Origin of the sequence: Agrobacterium bohemicum (genome assembly GCF_002896715.1) — a bacterium.
In the GTDB taxonomy this organism is placed as follows: Bacteria; Pseudomonadota; Alphaproteobacteria; order Rhizobiales; family Rhizobiaceae; genus Agrobacterium; species Agrobacterium bohemicum.
Map to the genome: position 1 here is coordinate 167787 of NZ_PGEL01000017.1, position 23669 is coordinate 191455.

Annotated in this window: 22 protein-coding genes; 14 read left to right on the forward strand and 8 right to left on the reverse strand. The window is 57.8% G+C overall.

The features are described from left to right. Window positions 1-1310 precede the first annotated feature (1310 nt). The 3 genes from CUC55_RS23510 (at window position 1311) to ribB (ending at window position 5218) form a co-directional block, all read left to right on the forward strand. Entirely contained in the window at window positions 1311-2864 is a 1554-nt protein-coding gene (locus tag CUC55_RS23510; protein ID WP_425352729.1) for a putative bifunctional diguanylate cyclase/phosphodiesterase, read from the forward strand. A 141-nt stretch (window positions 2865-3005) separates the two neighbouring features. Beyond that, window positions 3006-4103 carry a chorismate synthase gene (gene aroC / locus CUC55_RS03660; RefSeq protein WP_067651964.1) on the forward strand — a complete coding sequence of 366 codons (1098 nt, stop codon included), beginning with the start codon at window positions 3006-3008 and terminating at the stop codon, window positions 4101-4103. Window positions 4104-4117: 14 nt separating this feature from the next. Beyond that, window positions 4118-5218, forward strand: a complete 1101-nt coding sequence (ribB, locus tag CUC55_RS03665) for a 3,4-dihydroxy-2-butanone-4-phosphate synthase (RefSeq protein WP_103086992.1) — start codon at window positions 4118-4120, stop codon at window positions 5216-5218. Between the two features lie 54 nt (window positions 5219-5272). Here the strand turns inward: ribB and CUC55_RS03670 are convergent, their stop codons facing one another. After that, on the reverse strand, window positions 5273-5737 hold the full coding sequence (locus tag CUC55_RS03670) for a MarR family winged helix-turn-helix transcriptional regulator (RefSeq protein WP_067651498.1): 465 nt from the start codon (window positions 5735-5737) through the stop codon (window positions 5273-5275). 62 nt (window positions 5738-5799) lie between these two features. Here CUC55_RS03670 and CUC55_RS03675 point away from each other — a divergent pair, with 62 nt between their 5' ends. Continuing rightward, complete coding sequence (locus CUC55_RS03675; protein WP_067651497.1) at window positions 5800-6279, forward strand: carboxymuconolactone decarboxylase family protein; 480 nt, start codon at window positions 5800-5802, stop codon at window positions 6277-6279. 6 nt (window positions 6280-6285) lie between these two features. On the opposite strand, the gene CUC55_RS03680 is transcribed toward CUC55_RS03675, so the two are convergent. Beyond that, window positions 6286-7476: a winged helix-turn-helix domain-containing protein gene (locus CUC55_RS03680; protein ID WP_103086993.1), complete on the reverse strand. Its 1191-nt coding sequence runs from the start codon at window positions 7474-7476 to the stop codon at window positions 6286-6288. Between the two features lie 112 nt (window positions 7477-7588). Here CUC55_RS03680 and CUC55_RS03685 point away from each other — a divergent pair, with 112 nt between their 5' ends. The 7 genes from CUC55_RS03685 to dxs all read left to right on the forward strand — a co-directional run bounded on the left by CUC55_RS03685 (window position 7589) and on the right by dxs (window position 13742). Further along, window positions 7589-8269, forward strand: coding sequence for an energy-coupling factor ABC transporter ATP-binding protein (locus CUC55_RS03685; RefSeq protein ID WP_067651493.1), 681 nt, complete (start codon window positions 7589-7591; stop codon window positions 8267-8269). Next, complete coding sequence (locus tag CUC55_RS03690) at window positions 8266-8886, forward strand: CbiQ family ECF transporter T component (RefSeq protein ID WP_103086994.1); 621 nt, start codon at window positions 8266-8268, stop codon at window positions 8884-8886. The genes CUC55_RS03685 and CUC55_RS03690 overlap by 4 nt, the downstream gene beginning before the upstream one ends. A gap of 14 nt (window positions 8887-8900) precedes the next feature. After that, the gene (locus CUC55_RS03695; protein ID WP_067651488.1) at window positions 8901-9464 is read left to right on the forward strand and encodes a biotin transporter BioY; all 564 of its coding nucleotides are present in this window, start codon (window positions 8901-8903) and stop codon (window positions 9462-9464) included. Window positions 9465-9498: 34 nt separating this feature from the next. Then, complete coding sequence (locus tag CUC55_RS03700) at window positions 9499-10434, forward strand: histone deacetylase family protein (protein WP_103086995.1); 936 nt, start codon at window positions 9499-9501, stop codon at window positions 10432-10434. 2 nt (window positions 10435-10436) lie between these two features. Further along, window positions 10437-10691, forward strand: a complete 255-nt coding sequence (locus CUC55_RS03705) for an exodeoxyribonuclease VII small subunit (RefSeq protein WP_103086996.1) — start codon at window positions 10437-10439, stop codon at window positions 10689-10691. Between the two features lie 116 nt (window positions 10692-10807). Beyond that, window positions 10808-11731 (forward strand): pirin family protein, encoded by a 924-nt coding sequence (locus tag CUC55_RS03710; protein WP_103086997.1) that lies wholly within the window; start codon window positions 10808-10810, stop codon window positions 11729-11731. A gap of 91 nt (window positions 11732-11822) precedes the next feature. Further along, window positions 11823-13742 (forward strand): 1-deoxy-D-xylulose-5-phosphate synthase, encoded by a 1920-nt coding sequence (gene dxs, locus CUC55_RS03715; protein ID WP_067651480.1) that lies wholly within the window; start codon window positions 11823-11825, stop codon window positions 13740-13742. Between the two features lie 94 nt (window positions 13743-13836). Here dxs and CUC55_RS03720 read toward each other — a convergent pair whose 3' ends face one another. Then, window positions 13837-15861, reverse strand: coding sequence for a methyl-accepting chemotaxis protein (locus tag CUC55_RS03720; RefSeq protein WP_103086998.1), 2025 nt, complete (start codon window positions 15859-15861; stop codon window positions 13837-13839). A 271-nt stretch (window positions 15862-16132) separates the two neighbouring features. Here CUC55_RS03720 and CUC55_RS03725 point away from each other — a divergent pair, with 271 nt between their 5' ends. Together CUC55_RS03725 and CUC55_RS03730 are read left to right on the forward strand one after the other, a co-directional pair. Continuing rightward, a complete protein-coding gene (locus tag CUC55_RS03725; RefSeq protein WP_103087033.1) occupies window positions 16133-16885 on the forward strand; it encodes a TlyA family RNA methyltransferase in 753 nt (250 codons plus the stop codon). Continuing rightward, the gene (locus CUC55_RS03730; RefSeq protein WP_067651474.1) at window positions 16882-18132 is read left to right on the forward strand and encodes a class I SAM-dependent RNA methyltransferase; all 1251 of its coding nucleotides are present in this window, start codon (window positions 16882-16884) and stop codon (window positions 18130-18132) included. Before CUC55_RS03725 ends, CUC55_RS03730 begins: the two co-directional genes overlap by 4 nt. A 4-nt stretch (window positions 18133-18136) precedes the next feature. Here CUC55_RS03730 and CUC55_RS03735 read toward each other — a convergent pair whose 3' ends face one another. The 3 genes from CUC55_RS03735 to CUC55_RS03745 form a co-directional block, all read right to left on the reverse strand. After that, window positions 18137-18457 carry a hypothetical protein gene (locus CUC55_RS03735; protein WP_067651472.1) on the reverse strand — a complete coding sequence of 107 codons (321 nt, stop codon included), beginning with the start codon at window positions 18455-18457 and terminating at the stop codon, window positions 18137-18139. 92 nt (window positions 18458-18549) lie between these two features. Further along, the gene (locus tag CUC55_RS03740) at window positions 18550-19308 is read right to left on the reverse strand and encodes a crotonase/enoyl-CoA hydratase family protein (RefSeq protein WP_067651466.1); all 759 of its coding nucleotides are present in this window, start codon (window positions 19306-19308) and stop codon (window positions 18550-18552) included. 9 nt (window positions 19309-19317) lie between these two features. Continuing rightward, window positions 19318-21102, reverse strand: a complete 1785-nt coding sequence (locus CUC55_RS03745) for an acyl-CoA dehydrogenase family protein (RefSeq protein WP_103086999.1) — start codon at window positions 21100-21102, stop codon at window positions 19318-19320. Between the two features lie 203 nt (window positions 21103-21305). On the opposite strand from CUC55_RS03745, the gene CUC55_RS03750 reads away from it, so the two are divergent. Continuing rightward, the gene (locus tag CUC55_RS03750) at window positions 21306-22301 is read left to right on the forward strand and encodes a transporter (RefSeq protein WP_103087000.1); all 996 of its coding nucleotides are present in this window, start codon (window positions 21306-21308) and stop codon (window positions 22299-22301) included. A 60-nt stretch (window positions 22302-22361) separates the two neighbouring features. On the opposite strand, the gene CUC55_RS03755 is transcribed toward CUC55_RS03750, so the two are convergent. Together CUC55_RS03755 and CUC55_RS03760 are read right to left on the reverse strand one after the other, a co-directional pair. Continuing rightward, entirely contained in the window at window positions 22362-22856 is a 495-nt protein-coding gene (locus tag CUC55_RS03755) for a BA14K family protein (protein ID WP_103087001.1), read from the reverse strand. Window positions 22857-23081: 225 nt separating this feature from the next. Then, complete coding sequence (locus CUC55_RS03760) at window positions 23082-23558, reverse strand: BA14K family protein (RefSeq protein WP_103087002.1); 477 nt, start codon at window positions 23556-23558, stop codon at window positions 23082-23084. Window positions 23559-23669: the final 111 nt, after the last annotated feature.

A 23669-nucleotide genomic window follows, 5' to 3' on the forward strand; every position in this document is an offset into this window, starting at 1 on the left:
ACAAAATCGCCGACTACCAGTTGCAGCAATCCCATCATTTCATCGCCATCGGGTTCGCACGCGATTTTCACCTGGNAAAACTCTACACGTCGCAATCTGTACCCGATTTTCCCCGAGACCAGATAGGAACGATGCTGAGGGACCGGCTGGCAAAACTTGCAGCCCTTCCGCCACAGGATCGCCTGCCGGAAACGCAAGTCTTCGAGCCTGCTGCAGGCGGCACCATCATGGTGATCGTGACCGTTCCTCCAGCTTCGTCGGTCNGCGCCGAGAAAGACGATCTGGTCTTGGCCGTCGTCGATCGCAGAAAACTTTTCGAGACAATCGGCCACGACACCACGACGCCGCTCGATGCCAGTTCCGGCCAGATCAGGTTCGAAATCCGCGACACGCTGACGAATGAAGTGGTGGGCAGCGTGCTGGAACCATTGCACGAGGATCCCGTCATCAGGGCGGTGGATTTGCCCGGATCGCGGTGGGAAATAAGCGCCACACCTGTTTCTGGCTGGGATGCGGTCAAGCCCTATTACAAATCTCTGCGAACGACCCTTGCCATCGCAGCGATCTCCATGCTTCTGCCCATTCTCGTGGCGGGACTGCTTCTCTCCGAGAGAAATCGCAACATAAAAACACTTCGTCTACGCGAGACGAAACTTCTCGAGCTTTCCCAGCGCTTCAGGCTGGCGATGGACTCCTCCAGCATCGGCATCTGGGAAATAGNAAACGATACATCACGCTGCTACCTGGACGAACGCGCAGCCGGTCTGCATGGCTTCCCTATGTTGGAACGGCGTCTGCTCCTGACCGAGTGGTTGACGGCACTCGTGATCGAGGACCGCTCGAAAGCGGCAAGGTTTTTCTTCAACTGCTCATCCAATCAGCAGACCTCGTCAGAGGTCTACAGGGTTCCGCTCCCGGGCGGAGCCACTCGTTACCTGCGTTCTGCCGGCTCCAGCTACATCAAACCGGACGGATCATATCAGACGACCGGTATTTTGTGGGACGTCACATCAGACATGATCATGGCGCAAAAGCTGCGCGAAGCGAAAGATAACAGCGATATCAAGAACGCCGAACTCGAACTGGCTCTCCACGAGCTATCGAGCCGTGAACATGAGCTGGAGGAACTGTCGGGACGCCTAACGCTTGCGCTGGACTCCTACAATTGCGGCATTTGGGAAGCGACCCACGACTATTCCAACGCGATCTGGAACGAGCGTATGTGCGAGCTCCACGGCTTGCCACCCGAGGCGGGCAGGCATGTGACGAAGGACGACTATCTGGCCTGTCTCCACCCTGATGAACGATCCATGGNTTTCGGTGGCGTGTCCAAAGATAGCGAAAGTCCAGATCGCATCTCGACCAAACGCATCATATTGCCGGACGGCAGCCTTCGATATGTCAGGGCAGTCGGGCGGCTTAACAGCAGCCGCGACGGCACCAGAAAGGTCGTCGGCATCGCCTTCGATGTTACCGCAGACGTCCTGCTCTCGGAACAACTCAACTCCGCCAAAGACGAAGCGGAAGCCAGAAACGCAGAACTTGAACAGGCGAAAACCCGCATCGAGCATAATGCTCTCCATGACCCACTCACCGGGCTTGCGAACCGCCGCAAGCTTGACCAGCATCTGGATGCCCTGTCATCGCCCTCTTCCGGAGAGCGCAAACGCTTTGCCATTCTCCATCTGGATCTCGACCGCTTCAAGCAGATCAACGACACGCTCGGTCATGCCGCTGGCGATGCAGTTCTCATCCACGCGGCGAAAACACTGGTCCGCAACGTGCGCGAGGGCGATATCGTCGCGCGCATAGGCGGTGACGAGTTCGTGATCCTCCTCTCCCAGTTGGGCGAAAAGGACAACGTCAAATCGATAGCGACGAAAATTATCTCGGCCTTCAGCTACCCCTTCGATTTTGAAGGTTTTACCTGCCGCTGCGGCGTTTCGATCGGTATTGCATTTGCAGAATCCGGTTCTGCGGATGCGCGCCGCACGTTGATCAACGCCGATCTTGCACTCTACCGCGCCAAGGCAACCGGGCGAAACCGCTTCGAGTTCTTCACCCAGAACCTTCAGGCTGAAATCGTCAATCACAAACGAACGGCAGACGAAATTCTGGCTGGACTGGAGAGAGGCGAATTCGAAGCCTGGTACCAGCCGCAGTTTTGCGCCAACACACACGCACTGACCGGTGTGGAAGCGCTTGTCCGCTGGCGCCATCCCGCCAAAGGCATTCTGACCCCGGACAAGTTCCTGAAAATTGCAGAAGAGCTGAACGTCGTGTCCACGATAGATCAGATCGTTCTGCAACACGCCCTGCAAGACAAGGAAATCTGGCGTCTGAGGGGCATTGATGTACCTCGCATATCCGTCAATGTCTCGGTTCGCCGCCTGCATGACGACCACCTGATCGACAGTCTCAAGGAGCTTGCCATCAAACCCGGCGAGATCACATTCGAGCTGGTCGAGTCCANTTTCCTCGATGNAAACGAAGATATTGCAACGAGCAATATCGAGCGCATCAAAGCTCTGGGAATCGACATCGAAATCGATGACTTCGGCACGGGTCATACGTCGATCATCAGCCTGTTGCGCCTCAAGCCCAAGCGTCTGAAGATCGACAGGCAGCTGGTCATGCCCATCATCGCGTCCCCGCAGGAACGGTCACTCGTCCGCTCCATCGTCGATATTGCCCGCTCGCTGGGTGTCGAAACCATCGCGGAAGGTGTGGAAACGCACGATCACGCCGTTTTATTGCGACAGATGGGTTGCGATATGCTGCAAGGATACGCTTTCTCCAAGCCGCTTCCGCCGGAAGAGTTCTCGGCTTTCGCGACCGCCAAGGAATGGCGCATGGTTTCGTGAAACGCGCCATTTCATGTTTCAAGGGAACGGAAATGGCAAAAGAAAGCCTTTTGCCTTCTCTGTTTTTTACACTATGAAAAGTCCGCCTCNTTTTTAGAAATGCGTTCCGCATGCGGAATGCCACTGCCTCGGTCTGATCACATGTCGCATAATACCTTCGGTTATCTCTTCCGTGTTTCCACCTGGGGTGAAAGCCATGGTCCGGCGCTTGGTTGCGTCATCGACGGTTGCCCTCCCGGCATCCGCTTCACGCTCGCGGAAGTTCAGCAGTGGATGGACAAGCGCAAACCCGGCCAGAGCCGCTTTGTAACCCAGCGCCGCGAAGACGACATCGTCAAGGTTCTCTCCGGCGTGATGTTGGATGAAGACGGTGAGACGATGATCACCACCGGAACGCCGGTGTCGATGATGATCGAAAACACCGACCAGCGTTCCAAGGATTACGGCGAGATCGCCAAAAGTTTCCGGCCTGGCCACGCCGACTTCACCTATGATCTGAAATACGGAATTCGCGATTATCGTGGTGGCGGTCGCTCGTCTGCGCGTGAGACGGCAGCGCGTGTTGCAGCCGGTGCGCTGGCCCGCAAAGTGGTGCCGAGTCTCGATGTTCGCGGCGCGTTGGTGCAGATCGGCAAGCACAAGATCAACCGCGCCAACTGGGACTGGAACCAGGTCGATCAGAACCCCTTCTTTTGCCCGGATGCCGCAATGGTTCCTGTCTGGGAGGAGTATCTGGACGGCATCCGCAAGGCTGGCTCTTCGATCGGTGCTGTCGTTGAAGTTGTGGCCGAAGGCGTGCCTGCCGGTATTGGCGCACCCATCTATGCCAAACTCGATCAGGACATCGCCTCCAACCTCATGTCGATCAACGCCGTCAAAGGCGTGGAAATCGGTGAAGGTTTTGCCGCGGCCGAACTGACGGGCGAAGAAAACGCCGACGAAATGCGGATGGGCAATGACGGCAAGCCACTTTTCCTTTCCAATCATTCCGGCGGCATTCTGGGCGGTATCGCGACTGGCCAGCCCATTGTTGCGCGCTTTGCGATCAAGCCGACCTCGTCCATTCTGACGGAACGACAATCCATCGATACCGATGGCAATAATGTCGATGTCCGCACCAAGGGTCGCCACGACCCCTGCGTGGGCATCCGCGCCGTGCCGATTGGCGAGGCGATGGTGGCATGCACGGTTGCCGACCATTATCTGAGAGACCGCGGCCAGACCGGCCGCCTGAAATAGGAACATGAGCCACCATGACATATGATCAGAAGCGTGTCGTTGAAGCTATTCGTGCCTTCGAGGCCGGTGAGATTGTTGTCGTCATGGATGATGACGACCGCGAAAACGAGGGCGACCTCATCGTTGCCGCCGTGCATTGCACGCCTGAACAGATGGCCTTCATCGTGCGCCACACCTCCGGCATCGTTTGCGCCCCCATGCCGAAAGAAGAGGCGAAACGCCTCAACCTCAACGCCATGGTCGCGGAAAACGACAGCGCCCACACCACTGCCTTTACCGTTTCGGTAGACTTCAAACACGGCACAACGACTGGCATTTCCGCGAGCGACCGCAACGTGACGGTTCGCAATCTGGCCAATCCCAACGCGGGCGCTGCCGATTTTACCCGCCCCGGCCACATATTCCCGCTGGTCTCGCGCGAAGGCGGCGTGTTGATGCGCTCTGGACATACCGAAGCGGCTGTCGATTTGTGCAAGCTGGCTGGCCTGCCACCAATCGGCGTCATCAGCGAGTTGGTAAATGACGACGGCACCGTCATGCGCGGGCCGCAGGTTTCGGCCTTTGCCGAGACGCACGGCATGAAACAGGTTTCGGTGGCCGATCTCATCGCCTATCGACAGCGCAAGGAAACGCTGGTCGAGAAGGAAAGCGAGTTCACGCTCGATACGCCATTCGGACCTGCAAAGGCACAAACCTATTCCCTGCCCTGGGACCCGATGGAGCACATGGCGGTCATTTTCGGCGATATCCGTGATGGCGTCGATATTCCCGTGCGCTTGCACCCGGNAAACGTGGCCGACGACGTCTTCGGCAAAAAGCAGCCCGTGCAGCACTACATGGAAAAGATCGCCGCCGAAGGCCGAGGTGTCATCATCTATCTGCGTGAAGGTTCCGTCGGCGTCGGACAGGTCGCCGGACGCCGCAAGTCCCGTGACCCGGAAGAAGCGCATGCTCAAGCTCGCTCCCGCGATGACGAATGGCTGGAAATCGGCCTTGGCGCGCAGATCCTCAAGGAACTCGGCATCAGCTCGATCAAGCTTCTCACCACGCGCGAGCGCCACTATGTCGGCCTCGAAGGTTTTGGTATCAAGATCAGCTCGACCGATATTGGGTAATCGAACATTTGCGGCAGTCGGATTTCCTGATCCGGCTGCCGGTTCCCCTCTCGATCAGCCTTTCGCAGTTCGGACCAACCAGTCGCGCACGGTCTGTTCCTCTGCGTCGCTCAGGCCTTCCAGCATGTCATTCTCAATCGCATAAACCCGCTGCTTGGCGAGAGTGAGCACGGTCAGACCGTTCTCCGTCAACACGATGTGGCGAATACGGCCATGAACGGCATGATCCTGTCGCACCACCAATCCAGCCTTGAGTAGATTGGCGACAATGACACTCATGGTCTGCGGCGTCAGAAGAGCTAGACGAGCAAGATCGGCATTGGAGTGGCCAGGATAGCTGGCAAGCATGGTCAGCACTGAAAACTGTGGCAGTGTCAGAGCGACATCAGCTAGAGCCTGTTCGGCTTGAACACGATAGGCATGGGCCGCCTGCCGAAGAAGATAGCCTAGATAACCGTCGCTACCGCGCTTTCCATCGCCGGGCTGCGGCAAATCCGGTTGAAAGGTTTTTCGACTCATTGTAAGAACTCTTATATGTTATCAGCACTCTTACAATACAGACAATCGAGAGGAAATCCACCATGACCGCCCCGCGCCATTCCGCTCCGTTTAACTATGAAACATTTCAAAAAACCGCTCCAAGCGCCGTTGCAGCGCTCGCCGCGCTTGGGAAGGCTATTGATGATAGCGGACTGGAAAAAGAACTGACAGAACTGGTCAAGCTGCGCGTTTCCCAGATCAACGGCTGCGCTTTCTGCACCCAGCTTCATCTGAACGTAGCGCGAAAGATAGGTGTCGCCGCCAGCAAACTCGACCTGCTGGCCGTGTGGCGCGATGCCGGTCTGTTCTCGGTCCGTGAAAGAGCAGCGCTCGCTTGGGCCGAATATCTGGCGCGGATGGATGCNAAACCCATTCCACAGGACGCCTATGCCGAGCTTTGTACCGTCTTCAGCGACGCCGAAACGACCCATCTGACGGTCGCCATTGGTCAGATCAGCGCCTGGAACAGGATTGCCGGGGCCCTCCGTTTTGCGCCGCCGGTGCCCAAAGGCGGAAGCTGACCGATATCACTCCAACCAGCCATCCAGATACCGCACGCTCTCCACACCCGTAAACTTAGCCAGCCGGTTCAGCTCCGCGTCCAGCTTGGCAAGACGACCTGAAGACGGACGCACACCTTTTTCGAGCCAGAGGCGCCTTACATCCAGCGTTCCGCCTTTGCGCTCCGCTTTCATATCCATCCGACCGATCAACCTGTCCCCTTCGAGAAGCGGGAAGACGTAATAGCCGTATTGCCGTTTCGGCTCCGGCACGAAGACTTCTATGCGGTAGTAGAAACCGAACAGCCGCTCGGTTCGGGCGCGGTTGCGCAGCAGCGGATCGAACGGGCTGAGGACGCGGATGCGGTTGGGCGGCGCGATCTCTGCTTCGGCATCAACGGCAAATCCTTCGAAAGCATAGGATATGCGGTCTTTGCCGCCATCTGAGGACGCCAGAGAAACCTCGCACAATTCTTCACGATGGGTTGCGATCCATTGCCTCGCTTCCTGCGGCGAGATGATATCGAAGAAGGCTGAGATTTCTCCTGATGTCGCAAAGCCCAGCCGCGCCAGCGCTTGGCGGCAGGCCCAGTCCACGAACTCGTCATGGTGGACCTCTTTATCGTGATGTTCAGCCGGAATGACGCGTTCTGCGAGATCGTAGACCTTCTGAAAATTCACCCGGCCAGCCACGGCCAGTTTACCGGTATGCCAGAGATATTCGAGCGCGGTCTTGGACGGGTGCCAGTTCCACCAGCCACCGGATTGATGGCCCTCGGCTTTCATATCCCGTGACATGACAGGACCANTTTCAGCAATGCGGCGATAGGTTTCCTCGAAGGCCGCATCGAANCCCTCCCCTTGCCACCTGCGCCAGCGTTCCAGAATAACTGGCTCCCGACGGCGGAAGCGATGTTTCCAGTAGGGGTAGAAGGCCGAAGGCAGGATAGAGGCATCATGCGTCCAGTGTTCGAACAGCGCCCTATCCTTCTCCAACAGGTCTGTAAGATGCTGACGTTTGTAGGTCTGGTTGCGGGAAAAGATGATCTGGTGGTGCGCCCGCTCCACCGTTGCAATGCTGTCCAACTGCACGAAGCCGAGGTTCGTGATCAAGTTCAGCAGATCGGCTTTGCTCATGGCACAACTGGGCGATGCGGAAAGCCCCTGTCGCGCCAGAAAAATACGTCGTGCTGCTTCGTTGGAAATCAGAATCGCCATGGCNAAAGCCTAGGGTTGCGGGACTGAAAAATCAATGTTCNTTTTTTGTTCCTTATTTCGTTTACCCTNCCCTGCGTTTATAGAACGGTAAGCGCATTTTGGGGACCGGCAGTTGGATATTCGTTTTCACGAGGCAGGCGTGGCGTTTGAAGGCAGAGCGGCTGTCGAACCGCTGTCGCTTGTGCTGACCGAAAGTCGCATCGGCATCATCGGCCTCAACGGTTCAGGCAAAACTACATTTGCGCGGATGATCAACGGCCTGACCAAGCCCACCAGCGGCCATGTAACTGTCAATGGGCTGGATACGATCAAGGACGGGCCAGCCGTTCTCAAGGATGTCGGCTTCATTTTCCAGAACCCGCAGAACCAGATCATCTTGCCTATCATTCGCGATGACATCGCCTTTGGCCTGAAAAACAAGGGGCTGAACACGTCGGCCATCGATGCGGCGGTAGACGCCACCTTGCTGCGTTTCGATATCAAACATCTGGCAAAGCGCCGCGCACATGAGCTTTCCGGTGGGGAACTGCAGCTATCGGCCTTGGCCGCGCTGGCTATCACCAGCCCGAAAATCCTCATTATGGACGAGCCGACCAACCAGTTGGACCTGAAGAACCGCGCTTTGGTGGAGCGAACCATGGCCGCCCTAGAGGAGGATTTGATCGTCATTACCCACGATCTGCCGCTGCTGGAGAGTTTTGACCGCGTGCTTCTGTTCCATGGCAACAGGCTTCACGCCGATGCATCGCCCACTGACGCCATTCGTCTTTACCGCGAATTGGCGCTGACATGAAAAGCCTTCACGTCGAAGGAACAGGCAGGCTCTATCGGCTTTCGCCGCGCATCAAACTTGCGGGCCTTGCGCTCTTCAGCATCGCTCTATTCCTCACCCGCGATCCGCTCATCCTGTCAGCAGCCGTTGCCTTGGCGGGGCTTGTACTGTGGCAAGCGCATCTGGGCTTTGGCGAAGCTGTGGCGCGCCTGCGTCCTGNTTTGCTGACCATCGCCATCATCGCCGTTTTCAGTTTCCTGCTGATCTCGGCGCTGGATGCGACGATTGCCCTGTTTCGGTTGACGGCGCTAACGCTGCTAGCAACGGCTATAACGGCAAGCGTCAGCATTTCGCAGTTCATGGATGAGATCGCATTTGCGCTTCGCCCCCTGGNAAAAATGGGGCTCGCAAATGCTGCCGATGTTGGCCTCGCGGTTGGCCTCGTCGTTCGTTTTGTGCCAGAGGTCATCAATCGTTTCGAGACGTTGCAGGATGCGCATCGCGCTCGCGGGATGAGGGTACGGCCATATACTATTCTGGTGCCGCTCATCATTATGACGTTGAAGGATGCTGATGCCATTGCCGACGCCATTGACGCGCGCGGCTTCAGAGGCCAAACCTCGTCTCCGGATATTTAGAGGGAAACCATTGCATGAAGACCCGTGACCTCGTTCTGATTTCGCTGTTTTCAGCCATCATCATCGCGCTTGGCCTGTTGCCACCAATACCACTAGGTTTCATTCCCGTGCCGATCACAGCCCAATCGCTCGGCGTAATGTTGGCCGGTGTGGTGCTGGGCGCAAAGCGTGGCACGCTGGCAGTGCTGCTCACCATCCTTATCGCCGCTATCGGCCTGCCGGTGCTGTCGGGCGGTCGCGGTGGCCTTTCCATTTTTTACACTCCGACGACCGGCTTTCTGATCGGCTGGATCGCTGCGGCCTTCACCACCGGATATCTGTCTGAGCGTCTGGTCAACAGAGATCAATCCAGCCTCGTACAAGTCGGCAGCTTCTTTCTGGCCAGTGTTGCCGGTGGCGTAATCGTCCTTTACGCATTCGGCATCACCTATCTCGGTTTTGCAGCGGGTATCGGTTTCAACAAGGCCTTCCTTGGCTCCATGGCCTTCATTCCAGGTGACGTCGTCAAGGCCGTTCTTGCAGCATTGGCTGGCCGCGCTGTCATAGCCGGATATCCACTTTTGCCGCAACGCGCATAACGCTGCCAACTGCCCAAGTTCAGGAGTCACCGCCATGGCCACACGGCTTTACGAGCACCCGATATTCCTGGAACACATAACGCCTGCAGGGCACCCGGAGCGACCGGACCGGTTGCGCTCGCTCAACATCGCGCTGGAGCATCCGAATTTCGAGCGGCTGGAGCGGAAAGAAGCACCGCAGGCAAATGAAGATGCTGTGTTGCTGGCGCACCCGGAGAGTCATCTGATTTCGATCATGCGGCAAATTCCCGAGGACGACGGCGAGATCAACCGCATCGAAGCCGACACCTATGCCTCACCCAAAAGCCTGCAAGCGGCGCTGACCGGCATCGGCGCTGCCATGGCGGCGGTGGATGACGTGTTTTCCGGTGCGGCCGATAACGTCTTCGTCGCCAGCCGCCCGCCCGGCCATCATGCAGAGACCGAGAAGGCCATGGGTTTCTGCCTGTTCAACAATGCCGCCATCGCCGCACGCCATGCGCAGAAGGTGCATGGCGCAGAACGTGTCGCCATCGTTGATTGGGATGTCCACCACGGCAATGGTACGCAGGATATTTTCTGGAACGACACATCTGTTCTGTTCTGCTCCACCCACCAAATGCCGCTTTACCCGTGGAGTGGTGATNAAAAAGAGACCGGCATCAAAAACAATGTTGTCAACGCGCCGCTTTCGCCCAATACCGGTAGCGACCACTTTCGCGAAGCGTTCAAATCGCGCGTGCTGCCTGCGCTGTCAGATTTTTCCCCGGATATCATTATTATCTCCGCAGGCTTTGATGCGCACCACCGCGATCCACTGGCGCAGATCAATCTGGTGGGCGATGATTTCGATTGGGCAACGGGGCGAATTCTGGAGATGGCCGACAAATTCGCCGCGAACCGGGTCGTCAGCCTGCTTGAAGGTGGCTATGATCTGGAAGGGTTGGCGGAATCGGCAGCCATGCATANTTTGAGAATGATGAAGGGTTGAACATGACGGAAAATGCCAACACAGCCGATGTCAGCGGTTATTCTTTCGAAAAGGCTGTCGCCGAGCTGGAAAGCATTGTCGCCCGTCTGGAGCGCGGCGACGTAGCGCTGGACGAATCCATCGCCATTTACGAGCGCGGCGAAGCCCTGNAAAAACATTGCGAAACCCTGCTGACGGCTGCTGNAAAGCGCATCGAGAAAATTCGTCTGGACCGTGCGGGCAAGCCGGTGGGCGTGGAGCCACTGGACGGCGAGTAAGCTCGCTGGCCCCTGCCCTTCCATGTGGCTGCGGCACTAGAACAAACCGTTTATTATTGCTTCCTCACGAACGCTGCGGATCATGGTAATATGCGGGCTCATCGCAGGAGATTACCATGTCGNTTTTTCCCGGAAATGATCCCGCCGTAGGCGATGCCTTCGCCTGTGATGCCATCGAGAACCTTATCATCCCGCGTTCGAGCGATATTGGCGGTTTTGCGGTAAGACGAGCATTGCCCACACGAGACCGGCGACTTGTCGGTCCGTTCANTTTTTTCGACCGCATGGGCCCTGCCATTCTCAAGGCCGGGGAAGCACTGGATGTGAAACCGCATCCACATATCGGGCTGTCTACAGTCACTTATCTGTTCGATGGCGAAATCAAGCACCGCGACAGCCTCGGCACCGAACTTACCATCCGGCCNGGCGATATCAACCTGATGACAGCGGGGCGCGGCATCGTCCATTCGGAACGAACGCCGGAAAACCTGCGCGGTCATCCGCTTTCCATGTCGGGCCTGCAAACATGGCTTGCCTTGCCCGATAACAAGGAAGAGATCGCGCCGGANTTTTCACATACCGGGCGGGATGCCATGCCTGTCATCGATAAGACAGGTGCATCGGGCCGTGTCGTCATAGGCTCATTTGCGGGGATATCGTCTCCGGTCAAGACTCTTACCGATACACTCTATGTCGACCTGACGCTCGGTGCGGGCGTCAAATTTCCGTTCGCCGCCGATCATGAGGAACGGGCAATCTATATTCTCTCGGGTTGCCTTGAAGTGGCCGGCGATGTGTTTGCGGCTGATCAACTGATCGTGTTTCGCGCTGGTGACGATATAACCCTGAAAGGCGGCATAGCTGGCTGCCACATCATGATTTTTGGCGGCGCGGCACTCAATTCCAAGCGGTATATCTGGTGGAATTTCGTGTCGTCATCAAAAGAACGCATAGAAAAAGCCAAGGAAGAGTGGAGAACCGGACGCTTCGACATCGTCCCGGGGGATGAAGAGGAGTTTGTCCCTTTGCCGCAGGGTTGAAATTCGTTAAAACGAATTCAGTCTTGTCGAAGTCCAGCGTGCACACCATCTGGAGGCGCGGATCGAACATCAAAATACGAAGGCCGAACGATTGACCGGAATGCCAGAGACACCATTGCTTGACCGGGTGAAATTCCCATCCGATCTCAAGTCGATCGAGGATCGCGACCTGCCGCAGCTGGCAAGGGAATTGCGCGATGAGATGATCGACGCCGTGTCAACGACCGGCGGGCATCTGGGTGCAGGCCTCGGCGTGGTGGAACTGACGATTGCAATTCATAAGGTGTTCAACACACCCGAGGATCGGCTAATTTTCGATGTCGGTCATCAGTGCTATCCGCACAAGATCCTCACCGGTCGTCGCGATCGCATCCGCACTTTACGCCAAGAGGGTGGCCTTTCCGGCTTCACCCGCCGCGCGGAAAGCGAATATGACGATTTCGGTGCTGGTCACTCCTCCACCTCCATTTCCGCCGGTCTGGGCATGGCCGTGGCCGCCGAACTGGATGGCAGCGACCGCAAGGTGATTTCCGTCATCGGCGACGGCTCCATGTCGGCTGGCATGGCGTTCGAGGCGTTGAACAATGCCGGTGCGCTGGATGCGCGCCTGATCGTCATCCTCAACGATAACGACATGTCGATTGCGCCGCCGACGGGTGCCATGAGCGCCTATCTCGCGCGTCTGGCATCCGGTCGCACCTATATGGGCTTCCGCGATTTCGGCAAGAAGCTGACGGCCTATCTCGGCAAGACCATCGATCGTGCCATTACTCGCGCCGTGACCCATGCACGTGGCTATGTCACCGGTGGCACGCTGTTCGAGGAGCTTGGCTTTTATCATATTGGCCCCATAGACGGTCATTCGTTCGAGCATCTTTTGCCCGTGCTGCGCAATGTGCGCGACAACCAGAAAGGCCCGGTGCTGATCCATGTCGTGACGCAGAAGGGCAAGGGTTATGCGCCAGCCGAAGCCGCTGCCGACAAATATCATGGCGTCAACAAATTCGATGTGATCACCGGCGCGCAGGCGAAAGCCAAGCCGAATGCACCGAGCTATACCAGCGTCTTTGCCGAAGCGCTGATCCAGGAAGCGACGCTTGACGACAAGATTGTCGGCGTCAGCGCCGCCATGCCCAACGGCACGGGACTGGACAAGCTGGCAGAGCTTTTCCCCACACGCAGCTTCGATGTTGGAATTGCCGAACAGCATGCGGTGACCTTCGCGGCGGGCCTTGCTGCCGACGGCTACAAGCCGTTCTGCGCGCTCTATTCCACCTTTCTGCAACGCGGTTACGACCAGCTGGTGCATGATGTTGCCATTCAGAGCCTGCCTGTCCGCTTCCCGATAGATCGCGCCGGTTTCGTCGGCGCTGATGGACCCACCCATTCCGGCTCCTTCGACACGACCTTCCTTGCCACATTGCCGGGCATGGTGGTGATGGCCGCATCGGACGAAGCGGAGCTGAAACATATGGTGCGCACGGCAGCCACCTATGACGAAGGTCCCATTTCCTTTCGTTACCCACGCGGTGAAGGTGTCGGCATCGAAATGCCTGTGCGCGGCGAAATTCTGGAAATCGGCAAGGGTCGCATCGTCAAGGAGGGCACAAAAATCGCACTGCTGTCCTTTGGCACGCGCCTTGCGGAATGCTTGGCTGCTGCGGAAGATCTGGACGCGGCTGGACTTTCCACGACCGTTGCCGATGCGCGNTTTGCCAAGCCGCTGGACCTCGACCTCATTCGCCAGCTTGCCAGCCACCACGAGGTGCTCGTTACTATTGAAGAGGGCTCGGCGGGCGGTTTTGGCGCGCATGTGCTGCACTTCATGGCCAGTGCCGGTCTTCTCGATACCGGTCTGAAGGTCCGCACGCTTACGCTTCCCGACCAGTGGGTCGAGCAGGCCAAGCCTGAGATCATGTATGCCAACGCCGGGCTGGACCGGGCAGGCATCGTCTCCACCGTTTTCAATGCGCTGGGTCAGACGCAGGCTGGGCTTGGCGTGGCCGGTTAATTGTCTTTTTATGAAGTCTCTGGCTTCTTGCAAGACAACNAAAAACCCGCCGGAGCGATCCCGGCGGGTTTTGTCTGTCAGACTGTAACTGGTCTCAGAACTCTTCCCAATCCTGAGCAACCGGCTTGGCAGCGGCCTCGGTTTTTGGCGAAAAGGCTTTTGCCAGGCTCTGTCCAAGTGCACGCGCGGGTGACGAAACTGGACGCGCAGTGGGCTGCGCAATCTTTGCGGCCGGACGCGGTGCAGCAGAGTAGTTTGGCTTTGGTGCCGGTACGGACGCAGACCGCGGTACGCTATGCGGTGCGGGTCTGAATGCTGCGGCTGGGCGCGAACCATTGCCGAGATTGAACTGACCGATGAGTTCGTTCAGGCTTTCGGCTTCCCGTGCCAAGGCGTGGCTGGCGGCAGTCTGTTCTTCCACCATGGCGGCATTTTGCTGCGTGCCTTGGTCCATGGTGTTGACCGCCGTGTTGATTTCCTGCAGGCCGGTTGCCTGTTCGCGGGCAGCTGTGACGATGGTTGCGACGTGCGAGTTGATTTCCTCGACTTCGGTAATAATCGCCTGCAAGGCTTTGCCGGTTTCACCCACGAGGTTCACACCGTTTTCGACCTGCGTGCTGGATGCGCTGATCAACGCCTTGATTTCCTTGGCAGCATTGGCAGAGCGCTGTGCCAGTTCACGCACTTCCTGTGCCACAACTGCAAAGCCCTTGCCCGCTTCACCGGCGCGTGCCGCTTCAACGCCGGCATTCAGCGCCAGAAGGTTCGTCTGGAACGCGATGTCATCGATAACGCCGATGATATTGGTAATCTCACCGGACGACTTTTCGATTTCCTGCATGGCTGCCACAGCCTTGCGAACGACGATGCCAGAGTTTTCCGCGCCAGAGCGAGCGCGCTGAACCAGAGCGCTCGCCTCTTCAGCGCCCTTTGCACTGTCTCGGACAGTCGTCGTGACCTGCTCCAGCGCAGCGGCCGTCTCTTCGATGGATGCCGCCTGCTGTTCGGTGCGGCGGGAGAGATCGTCGGCGGATGACAGCATTTCGGAAGCACCAGCATTGATGGCAGATGCATTTTCACCCACGTTTCGAAGAGCCTCCTGAAGCTTGTCCAGCGAGGTGTTGAAGTTGATGCGCAAAGGCTCCATGGATTCTGCAAACGGCGTCTCGATGCGGTAGACCAGATTGCCATCGGCGAGAGACTGAAGGCCTTTCGCCAGTTCTTCACTGGCAAAAGTCTGCTCGGCGTCAGCCCGTGCCTTTTCCGTTTCGTTGCGGCGGCGGTCGGCTTCGGTCGAAGAACGCATGCGGTCGCTTTCATCTGCAAGGCGGGATTTTTCGATACTGGCTTCCTTGAAGACCAGAACGGCCTTGGCCATCTTGCCGACTTCATCGCCACGGTCGAGCGCAGGAACGTCCACAGTCGTATCGCCACCGGCAAGGCGGCCCATCGCATCCGTCATCCCGACGATCGGTGCCACGATGGCGCGCGACAAAGCCCAGATGAGCAGTACAGCGACAAGTCCAGCGGCAGCGCCGCCGCCCAGAAGTGCCAGTTCAAGATTACGGTGAGCGTTTTCCTGAATAGCAACCTGGACAGTTGAAGCCGCAGTCAACTGTTCCTTGATCTTTGCAGCGGCAGAACGAAAGCTGTCCAACTGACCCTTGGCCTGATTGCGACCAATTTCGATGATTTCCGAGATCGGTGCTTCTGTCGTCTTTCGGGCCGCCATTTGTGGCTGCCCGAGCTGTGTATAAAATACGGTTGCCGTCGCCTGCATGTCGTCGATGGATTTCAGGATTTCCGGCTGACCGACGGCCAGAGCGCGAGCCTCATCCAGNTTTTTCAGCATCAGCTCACGCTGGGCAAACACGTCATTATACGTGCTGTCACTGCGAAACAGCAGGTAGCCACGCTGATTGACCGCCTGCTCCAGCATCGCCGCCTTCGCGTCATCGACGTTCGAAATGATCTTAGCTGTGTTCGTCTGCTGCCCGGAAACTTTCTTGGCTTCTATCGTTTGCAGGAAAACAACCGCTGACGCCACCAGACATACCGCCATCAAGGCAACGAACGTGGCAACCAGCTTCAAGTTGATGGGTAGATTTTTCAAAGACATCGAGAGCTCTTTCGACACGCTTCAGGTGTGACCGATCGTNAAACGATCTGTGCTACCACTTACTGCATTGGGGAGGCCCGCCTTCATGGCGGCAATGTTGAGCCTTAACTCAGCTTTACGAGACCATGCCATCAAGCCGTTTATTTTCGCTTAAACGCGCGGAATGACCATAATGGATACACGTCGCTGAAATCACCGTTCATGCTCCACTCACGGGAGCAGCCTTACAAAACGCTTGCTTTCCGGGCTTTTGACAGTCATTGACACGGCCATGTCTAATTCATCTGNAAATCACCGGCTGGACCAGCTTCTGGTATCACGCGGCCTGTTCGCCAGCCGCTCCCGTGCGCGCGACGCTGTTGCGCGCGGCACCGTGCGCGTCAACGGCAAGGTCGTCACCAAACCCAGTCTGACATTTCCCGGAAATGTCGTCTTCGAGGTCAGCGATCCCGCGCAGGATTATGTCTCGCGCGCAGCCTTGAAGCTGGTTGCGGCGCTCGACCATTTTCAGGTTGACCCACGCAATCGCGAATGTCTGGACGTCGGCGCCTCGACGGGCGGCTTCACCGAAGTATTGCTGAAACGCGGCGCGTCCCACGTCACTTCCATTGATGTCGGCCATGGCCAGATTCACCCTCGCATCGAAAACGACAGGCGCGTCACCAGCATCGAAGGTTTCAACGCACGCTTTCTGACCAGCGACGATATCGACAATCGCCCGATCAGCTTCATCGTATCCGATGTGTCGTTCATCTCGCTCAAGCTGGCGCTGGCACCTGCCCTGCAACTGGCAGAGCCAAACGCACTGGCCGTATTGCTGGTAAAGCCACAATTCGAGGCTGGGCGGGACGCCATCAGCAAGGCAGGTCTCCTCAAGGAACCGGAAACTGCACCTGCGGTTGCCGCAGAGCTTGAGCGCTGGCTGGTGGAAGACATGGGCTGGATCAGCCTCGGCCTCATCCCCTCGCCGATCGCGGGCGGTGACGGAAACGAAGAGTTTCTTCTCGGAGGCCGGAAGCCATGACCGCCCAAACCGTCAAGATACAAAGCCTCGGGGCGCAGGGCGACGGCATCGTGCACTCTGCCGATGGTCCTGTCTTCGTGCCGTTCGCTTTGCCCGGAGAGACCGTGGCGATTGCCCGTGTCAAGGACCAGGGCACCATCATGTCGATTGCTGACCCGGCACCGGAGCGGCGCGCGCCAGCCTGCCGTCACTTCGGCCCGGATGGAAAGAACGGCACGTGCGGCAGTTGTTCGTTGCAGCACTTTGCCGATGAGCCCTATCACGTCTTTAAGCGCAGCCTTGTGGTTTCAGCACTAAAGTCCAAGGGACTGGATGTGGAAGTCGGCGCACTCGTGCAATGTCGTCCCGGCGAAAGACGCCGTGTCATCTTCACCGCCCGCAAGACCGAAAAAGGCCTGTTGCTGGGCTTCAGCCAGGCCAACAGCCATCACATCGTGGCTATCGAGGAATGTCCCGTCACGACCGATGGTATCGTATCCCGTCTGGATGCGATCCGCGCCATCGCTACGCCACTCGCCGCCAATGCCGAGCCGTTTCGTATCACCGTCATGGAGACGCTGTCCGGGCTTGATATTTCTTTCGAGGGCATAAAGTCTGCCGGTGACAAACAGAGACGGTCGGTTACGGAAATCGTGCTGTCGATGCGCGGTATCGCCCGCGTTTCACTCGCAGGTGAAATCCTGATCGAGCCGCAGAAACCTGTCATCGAATTTGACGGCGTCAATATCTCGCCGCCATCGGGCGGTTTTGCGCAGGCCACCAAGCAGGCCGAAGATGCCATGGCTGATCTGGTGCTGGGCCATGTTGGNAAATCAAAACGCATTGCGGACCTGTTCAGTGGGTCCGGGACATTTGCGCTGCGACTTGCACGCCTTGGTAAAGTGCATGCGGTGGAAACCGAAGAAAAAGCGCTGAAGGCGCTTGATCTGGCGGCCCGCAACACGCAGGGGCTCAAACCCGTCACCATTGAAAAGCGCGACCTTTTCCGCCACGCACTGACCGTCAAGGACCTCAAGAACTACGACGCCGTAGTCTTCGATCCGCCACGTGCGGGTGCCGAAGCCCAGTGCAAGGAGCTTGCTCGCAGCTCGGTCAAGAAGATCGTTGCCGTCAGCTGCAATCCGCTGTCACTGGCACGTGATCTCTCCATTCTGGTCGAGGGCGGCTACCGCATTACCAGTGTGACACCTATCGACCAGTTTTTATGGTCGCCGCATGTCGAAGCTGTCGCGACCTTGGAGAAGTAAGGCCTTACCAGGCCGTATCAATGTTGCCATTACCAACCACGCCGTTGCAGCGGCAGCGTCCGCCGACGCGGCCCTGCTGCACGGGGCAGACGTAAGGACGCGAGCGGTTGGCGCTTTCCGGCGGCGTTACCACGCAGACGAAGCGCGGGTGGCGACGGTCGGAATTGTTGTTTCGGTTCGACGGCCCAGCCTGGCTGTTGAAATTCTGCACCTCGATGACATCGCTTTGCGCTGGCTGCGACATCTGAGGCGGCTGGAAGCTTGCTGCTTCCGCGAAGCTAGCGAAAGACATGAGGGCAAGCGTTGTGAAAACGAGGTTGCGCATGGCGGCGGCTTTCTACGAGATGGACATTATTCGAGGGAATAACCGCCATCTCTTCCGGTTCCGTAAAGACTGCCAGTTTTCTTCAGCGACGCTTAACGGCGCATGAACGCCTCAAAGGCCGCCCTCGCCTCGGCACTTTGCAACTGCGCTGCAAAATGCACGATCTCCGCGTCGATCCGCGCCCGCACATCCGCACCGTCACCCCGCAGCAGATCACGGGCGATCTTCAGCGCTTGTGGCGGCTTTGCTGCCAGCGAAGCAGCAATCTTCAAGGTTTCCGCCTCGACGTCAGCTTCGGGAACCACCTTCCAGATCAGACCGGCCTGAAGCGCCTGTTCGGCAGAAAACCCTTCGCCCGCGGCCAGAAGCGCAAAGGCACGCTGGTGGCCCATAATGCGCGGCACGAGAAGGCTGGAGGCAGCTTCCGGCACCAGCGCCAGATCAACGAAGGGTGTCTTGAACAGACTGCGGCTCGACGCGACGGTCAAGTCGCAATGCAGGTTGAGTGTCGTGCCGATGCCAATGGCCAAGCCATCGACACCTGAGACGATGGGTTTGCCGACGCTGACCAGTGCGTGCAGGAAATCCCCCGCTGCCAACCGTCCCTTTCCACCGGACATGGCAAAAGCCATGAAATCGGCCATGTCGTTGCCCGCTGAAAAGCAGCCGTTGGAGCCAAGAAAGGCGACAACACGGATATCATCATCCGCATCTGCCGCTTGCAATGCCTCGATCATGGTGCGGTACATCGCATCCGTGATGGCGTTCTTCTTATCCGGGCGGTTGAATCGGATGACCTGCACGCCGGGTGCGGCTTGCGGACGTTCAACGAGAATATGGTCGGCAGACATGGGAACTCCTCAACCCAGCACGGCGCGGGCCGCTTCAAGGCTCGCAGCGCCGGAAATCACACGATCCTTCAGGGCAGAGGTTTCTGCTAGAAGGTTTTCGGCGGTAAAGCGGCATAGGGCCGTGCGGTTTGCCCCCTGCCCGTCGTCAACAGATGCCAGAGCACCCTTGGCGAGATAGGCACCCGTTAGCGCCAGTCCAAACAGTCGCTGGTACGGCGTAGCACCGGCAAGTGCTGCTGATGTTTCGCCCTTTGCCAGGGCATCCAGCAGCCATTCGGTTGCCTCTTCGAGATCGATGATGCTCCGGTCAAGATAGCGCGCNGTTTCGCCAAGCTCCGGTGTATTCGACGCTCTCACTGCCTCGGCCTGCTCTTTTAGCTCGGCAATGAAGCCGCGTACCTGCGCGCCCTCGGAGAGCGGCAGCTTGCGGGTGACGAGGTCGATGGCCTGAATGCCGTTCGTGCCTTCGTAGATCGGCGCGATACGGGCGTCGCGCAGGTAGCGAGCCGCACCGGTTTCCTCGATGAAGCCCATGCCGCCGTGAACCTGAATGCCAAGCGAGGCAACATCCACACCGGCATCAGTGGAAAAGGACTTGGCAATGGGAGTCAAAAGGGCCGCACGCTCCTGCCAGAACCTAGCCTTGGCGGGATCGCTTGTCGCGTGGCTCATGTCGATGGCATGGGCGCAAGAGAAGGAAATGGCGCGAGACCCCTGCGTCAGCGCCTTCATCGTCAAAAGCGTTCTGGCAATATCGGGATGCTCGATAATCGGGCTCATACCGGTCGCCTTGGCGCCCGGCGCCTTGCCCTGCGTGCGCTCCTTGGCATAGGCAATTGCCNTTTGCGTCGCCGCTTCGCAGATCGCGACACCCTGCATGCCAACGGCCAGACGCGCATTATTCATCATCGTGAACATGCAGGCGAGGCCTTTGTTTTCCTCGCCGACAATCCAGCCGATGGCACCCNTTTCGGCACCATAACGGCCATCTCCGNAAATCATCGTGCAGGTAGGAGATCCGTGGATGCCGAGCTTGTGCTCAAGCGCGTGGCAGAACAGATCGTTACGTTCACCGGGATTACCGGCCGCATCGGGCAAAAATTTCGGGACAAGAAACAGCGAGATGCCGCGTGTGCCGGCAGGCGCATCCGGCAGGCGTGCCAGCACCAGATGAATGATGTTTTCGGCCGCGTCGTGCTCGCCCCAGGTGATGTAAATCTTCTGGCCGAAAATCCGGTAGCTGCCATCACCGACGCGCTCGGCCCGTGACTTCAACGCGGCAAGGTCCGATCCAGCCTGCGGTTCGGTCAGGTTCATCGTGCCGGTCCAGACGCCGGACACCAGCTTTTCGAGATAGGCGGCCTTGAGGTTTCCGCTGCCATGAGCGGCTATGGCTTCTACCGCACCCATCGTCAGTGTCGGGCAGAGCGCAAAGGCCATGGAGCCGGAGTTCCACATTTCCAGTGCTGCGACATTCAACAGATGTGGCAGCGCCTGTCCGCCGAACTCTTCCGGTGCGGTCAGGCCGTTCCAGCCGCCTTCGGCCCAGCGGCGATAAAGGTCAGCCCAGCCATCGGGTGTGCGCACCGCGCCATCCACCATCTTGGAGCCTTGTTTGTCACCGATATCGCCCAGCGGTGCGACCTCATCGGTGGCNAAACGACCGGCTTCATGGAGAATGGCATCGACGGTGTCTTCATCAAGCTCACCAAACGCTCCCTGGTCGAGCGCGGATTTCAGACCCGCCACATGTTTCAGCGTNAAAGCAATATCGTCTACCGGTGCGATATACATCCTGCCTCCTCCCGAAGCGTCAGCTTGCAATGCGATTACCTTCGGGGCTAATTGANTTTTACGTAAACGTCAATTTGNAAAATCCCGTGGCCGGATCAGCTGACTGTGATCAAACTGTCATAAAACTCTGGTCTGCATAGACTGTCGCATAAGCGGAGCCTTGCGCCGCTCCCCATCGCGATTGCCGTTTCAGGATCACGCCCATGGATATCCCNTTTCCCGCCATACCCGGTCTCGTCTGGGCCTATCGTTTCCGTCCAGCCACCGGGCCTTGCACCCGCCTATCCCCGGATGTGAAGCTTAGCGAGCTGGAGGCTGAAGACGGNTTTTTCTGGCTGCATCTCAATCTGGCAGACACGCGCGTCACAGGTTTTCTGGAGGCGATGCCGGGCCTTGACGAGAGTGTAAAGGCTAGCCTAACGACGCATGAAACCCACCCGTCCATCGTCGTGGATGATGGCGCGATCTATGGAACGCTGGTGGATTTCCAGCGCGAGTTCGATAAAGAGACACGTGATATTGGCTGGCTGCATTTTGCTCTCACCGAACGCTATATCATCACCACCCGGCTACAGCCGCTGCGCTCCGTGGACAGACTGCGGGCGGCGATCGACAAAAACCCCAAGCGGTTTTCCACGCCCTCTCACGTTTTCGAAGGCATGGTCGCCGAGTTTCAACGAAGCCTGATTGCACTCGTGATGGAAACCACCGAAGAACTCAACGCCATCGAAGATATCGTCTATGACAGCACCCCGCGCGACGAGCGCCGCAGGTTGGCGCCCGTACGGCGCACCGTCGTGCGCCTGCATCGGCATCTGCGCACGGTTTTGACATTGATGCGAAGGGTATCCGCAGCCGATGAAGAAGATATGCCAGCCGGTTTCGAAGACGTTGCAACGCGCCTGACGGGGCGGCTGGAAGCCGTCGATCACGACGTCTATGCACTTCAGGACCGCGCACGCCTGCTGCATGAGGAAGTCGATTCCAAATTGTCTTCAGAGACGAACCGCCACCTCTACATTTTGTCGCTGATGACGGCGTTTCTGTTGCCGCCAACGCTGGTCACGGGCTTTTTCGGAATGAACACCGGAGCCCTTCCCTTCACCGAAGGCACGAGCGGTACGACCTATGCGGCTAGCTTCATCGTCGCATCAATCCNTTTTGCATGGGTCGTGTTGCGCCGCGCCGGTATTCTCTAGACGCAAAAACGCCGCCCGGATGGAGCCGGACGGCGTTTGTCGTTTCAACCTGTCAATCGATCAGCCGTAAGGCGAATAGCAAGTCTGACGTGGGCCATTATAAGGCTGGAACGTGTTGCTATAGGCATCGTAAGAGCGATAACGACCGAAGCACCAGTTGACGTGGCTCTGGCTCACGCCGACGCGTGGCGCTGCACGATAGACCGGACGTGGACGATATTCCGGCACCGGACGGTAGACTTCACGCGGCTGAGACAGCGCTCCGCCGATGATGGCGCCAGCACCGAATGCTGCGAGCGGGAACCAGTAACCATTGTGGTGGCGATAGCCAGGGCGGTAGTCGCGATAGCCACGATGGCCTCTGTAGTAACCGCCGCCGTAATCTCGCCTATAACCGCGATCACGCCAGTACTGAACATTCACGACACCACTATCAGCCTTGTCGACAACAGGCGGAGCGACATTGATCGGCATTGCCTGTGCTGGCACGAACGAGCCCGCAGCGATCAACGCCGAGAAGCCTGCAGCCCAAACGGTCTTTACATAANTTTGCATCTGATTTCCTCCATCCACGACCGGTTACTCTGCCGGCGCATTGTGAATAACGATGTTCTTCTTTCGGTATTCCAACCCACGAAATGCGAGCNTTTTATATATTACTCAGATTATAAATTGTTAGCTGAACCCAGCATTAACAGTACGTTCACAGTCACTTGATGGGCTCTCAATAAATAAAACAGGNAAAGCCCGACACTCGCCGGGCTCTTCTGAAATCACTGATTAGTTGGTAATGCACTGTCTGCGCGGACCATTGTTTGGCTGATATGTGTTGTCAGACGCGCGGTACGAACGGTAACGGCTTGCACATGCCTGCTGATGACTGCTGCCGTAAGCCGGACGGCCCTGCGACATTGCACCGCCGATAATTGCACCGGTCGCAAAAGCTGCGAGCGGGAACCACATGCCATTGTGCTGGCGATAGCCGGGGCGACGGTCACGGTAGCCGCGGTGACCATTGTAATAGCCCTGACGGTACGATGGGCGGCGGAAATCACGGTCGCGGTTGCGGAAATTGCGATCGCGGTAGATACGACGCTGCCCGTCGTACTGCACCTGCACGACATTATCCGTTGTCGTCGTTGTTGACTGAATAGGCTTTACCATAGGAACTGGGGCCTGGAATGCCTGAGACGGCGTAAAGCTCGTCNAAAGCATGATAAAGGCTGTCGCAACACTGGTCTTGCGCAAATTCAACATGGATTTCCTCCGTTATGATACTACGCGTCGAGACCGCGCTTTGATGGTCAACTAACGAGNAAACTCGATATTGGTTCCATTGTAGCGTCCCATGCCNTTTTTGACGTACNA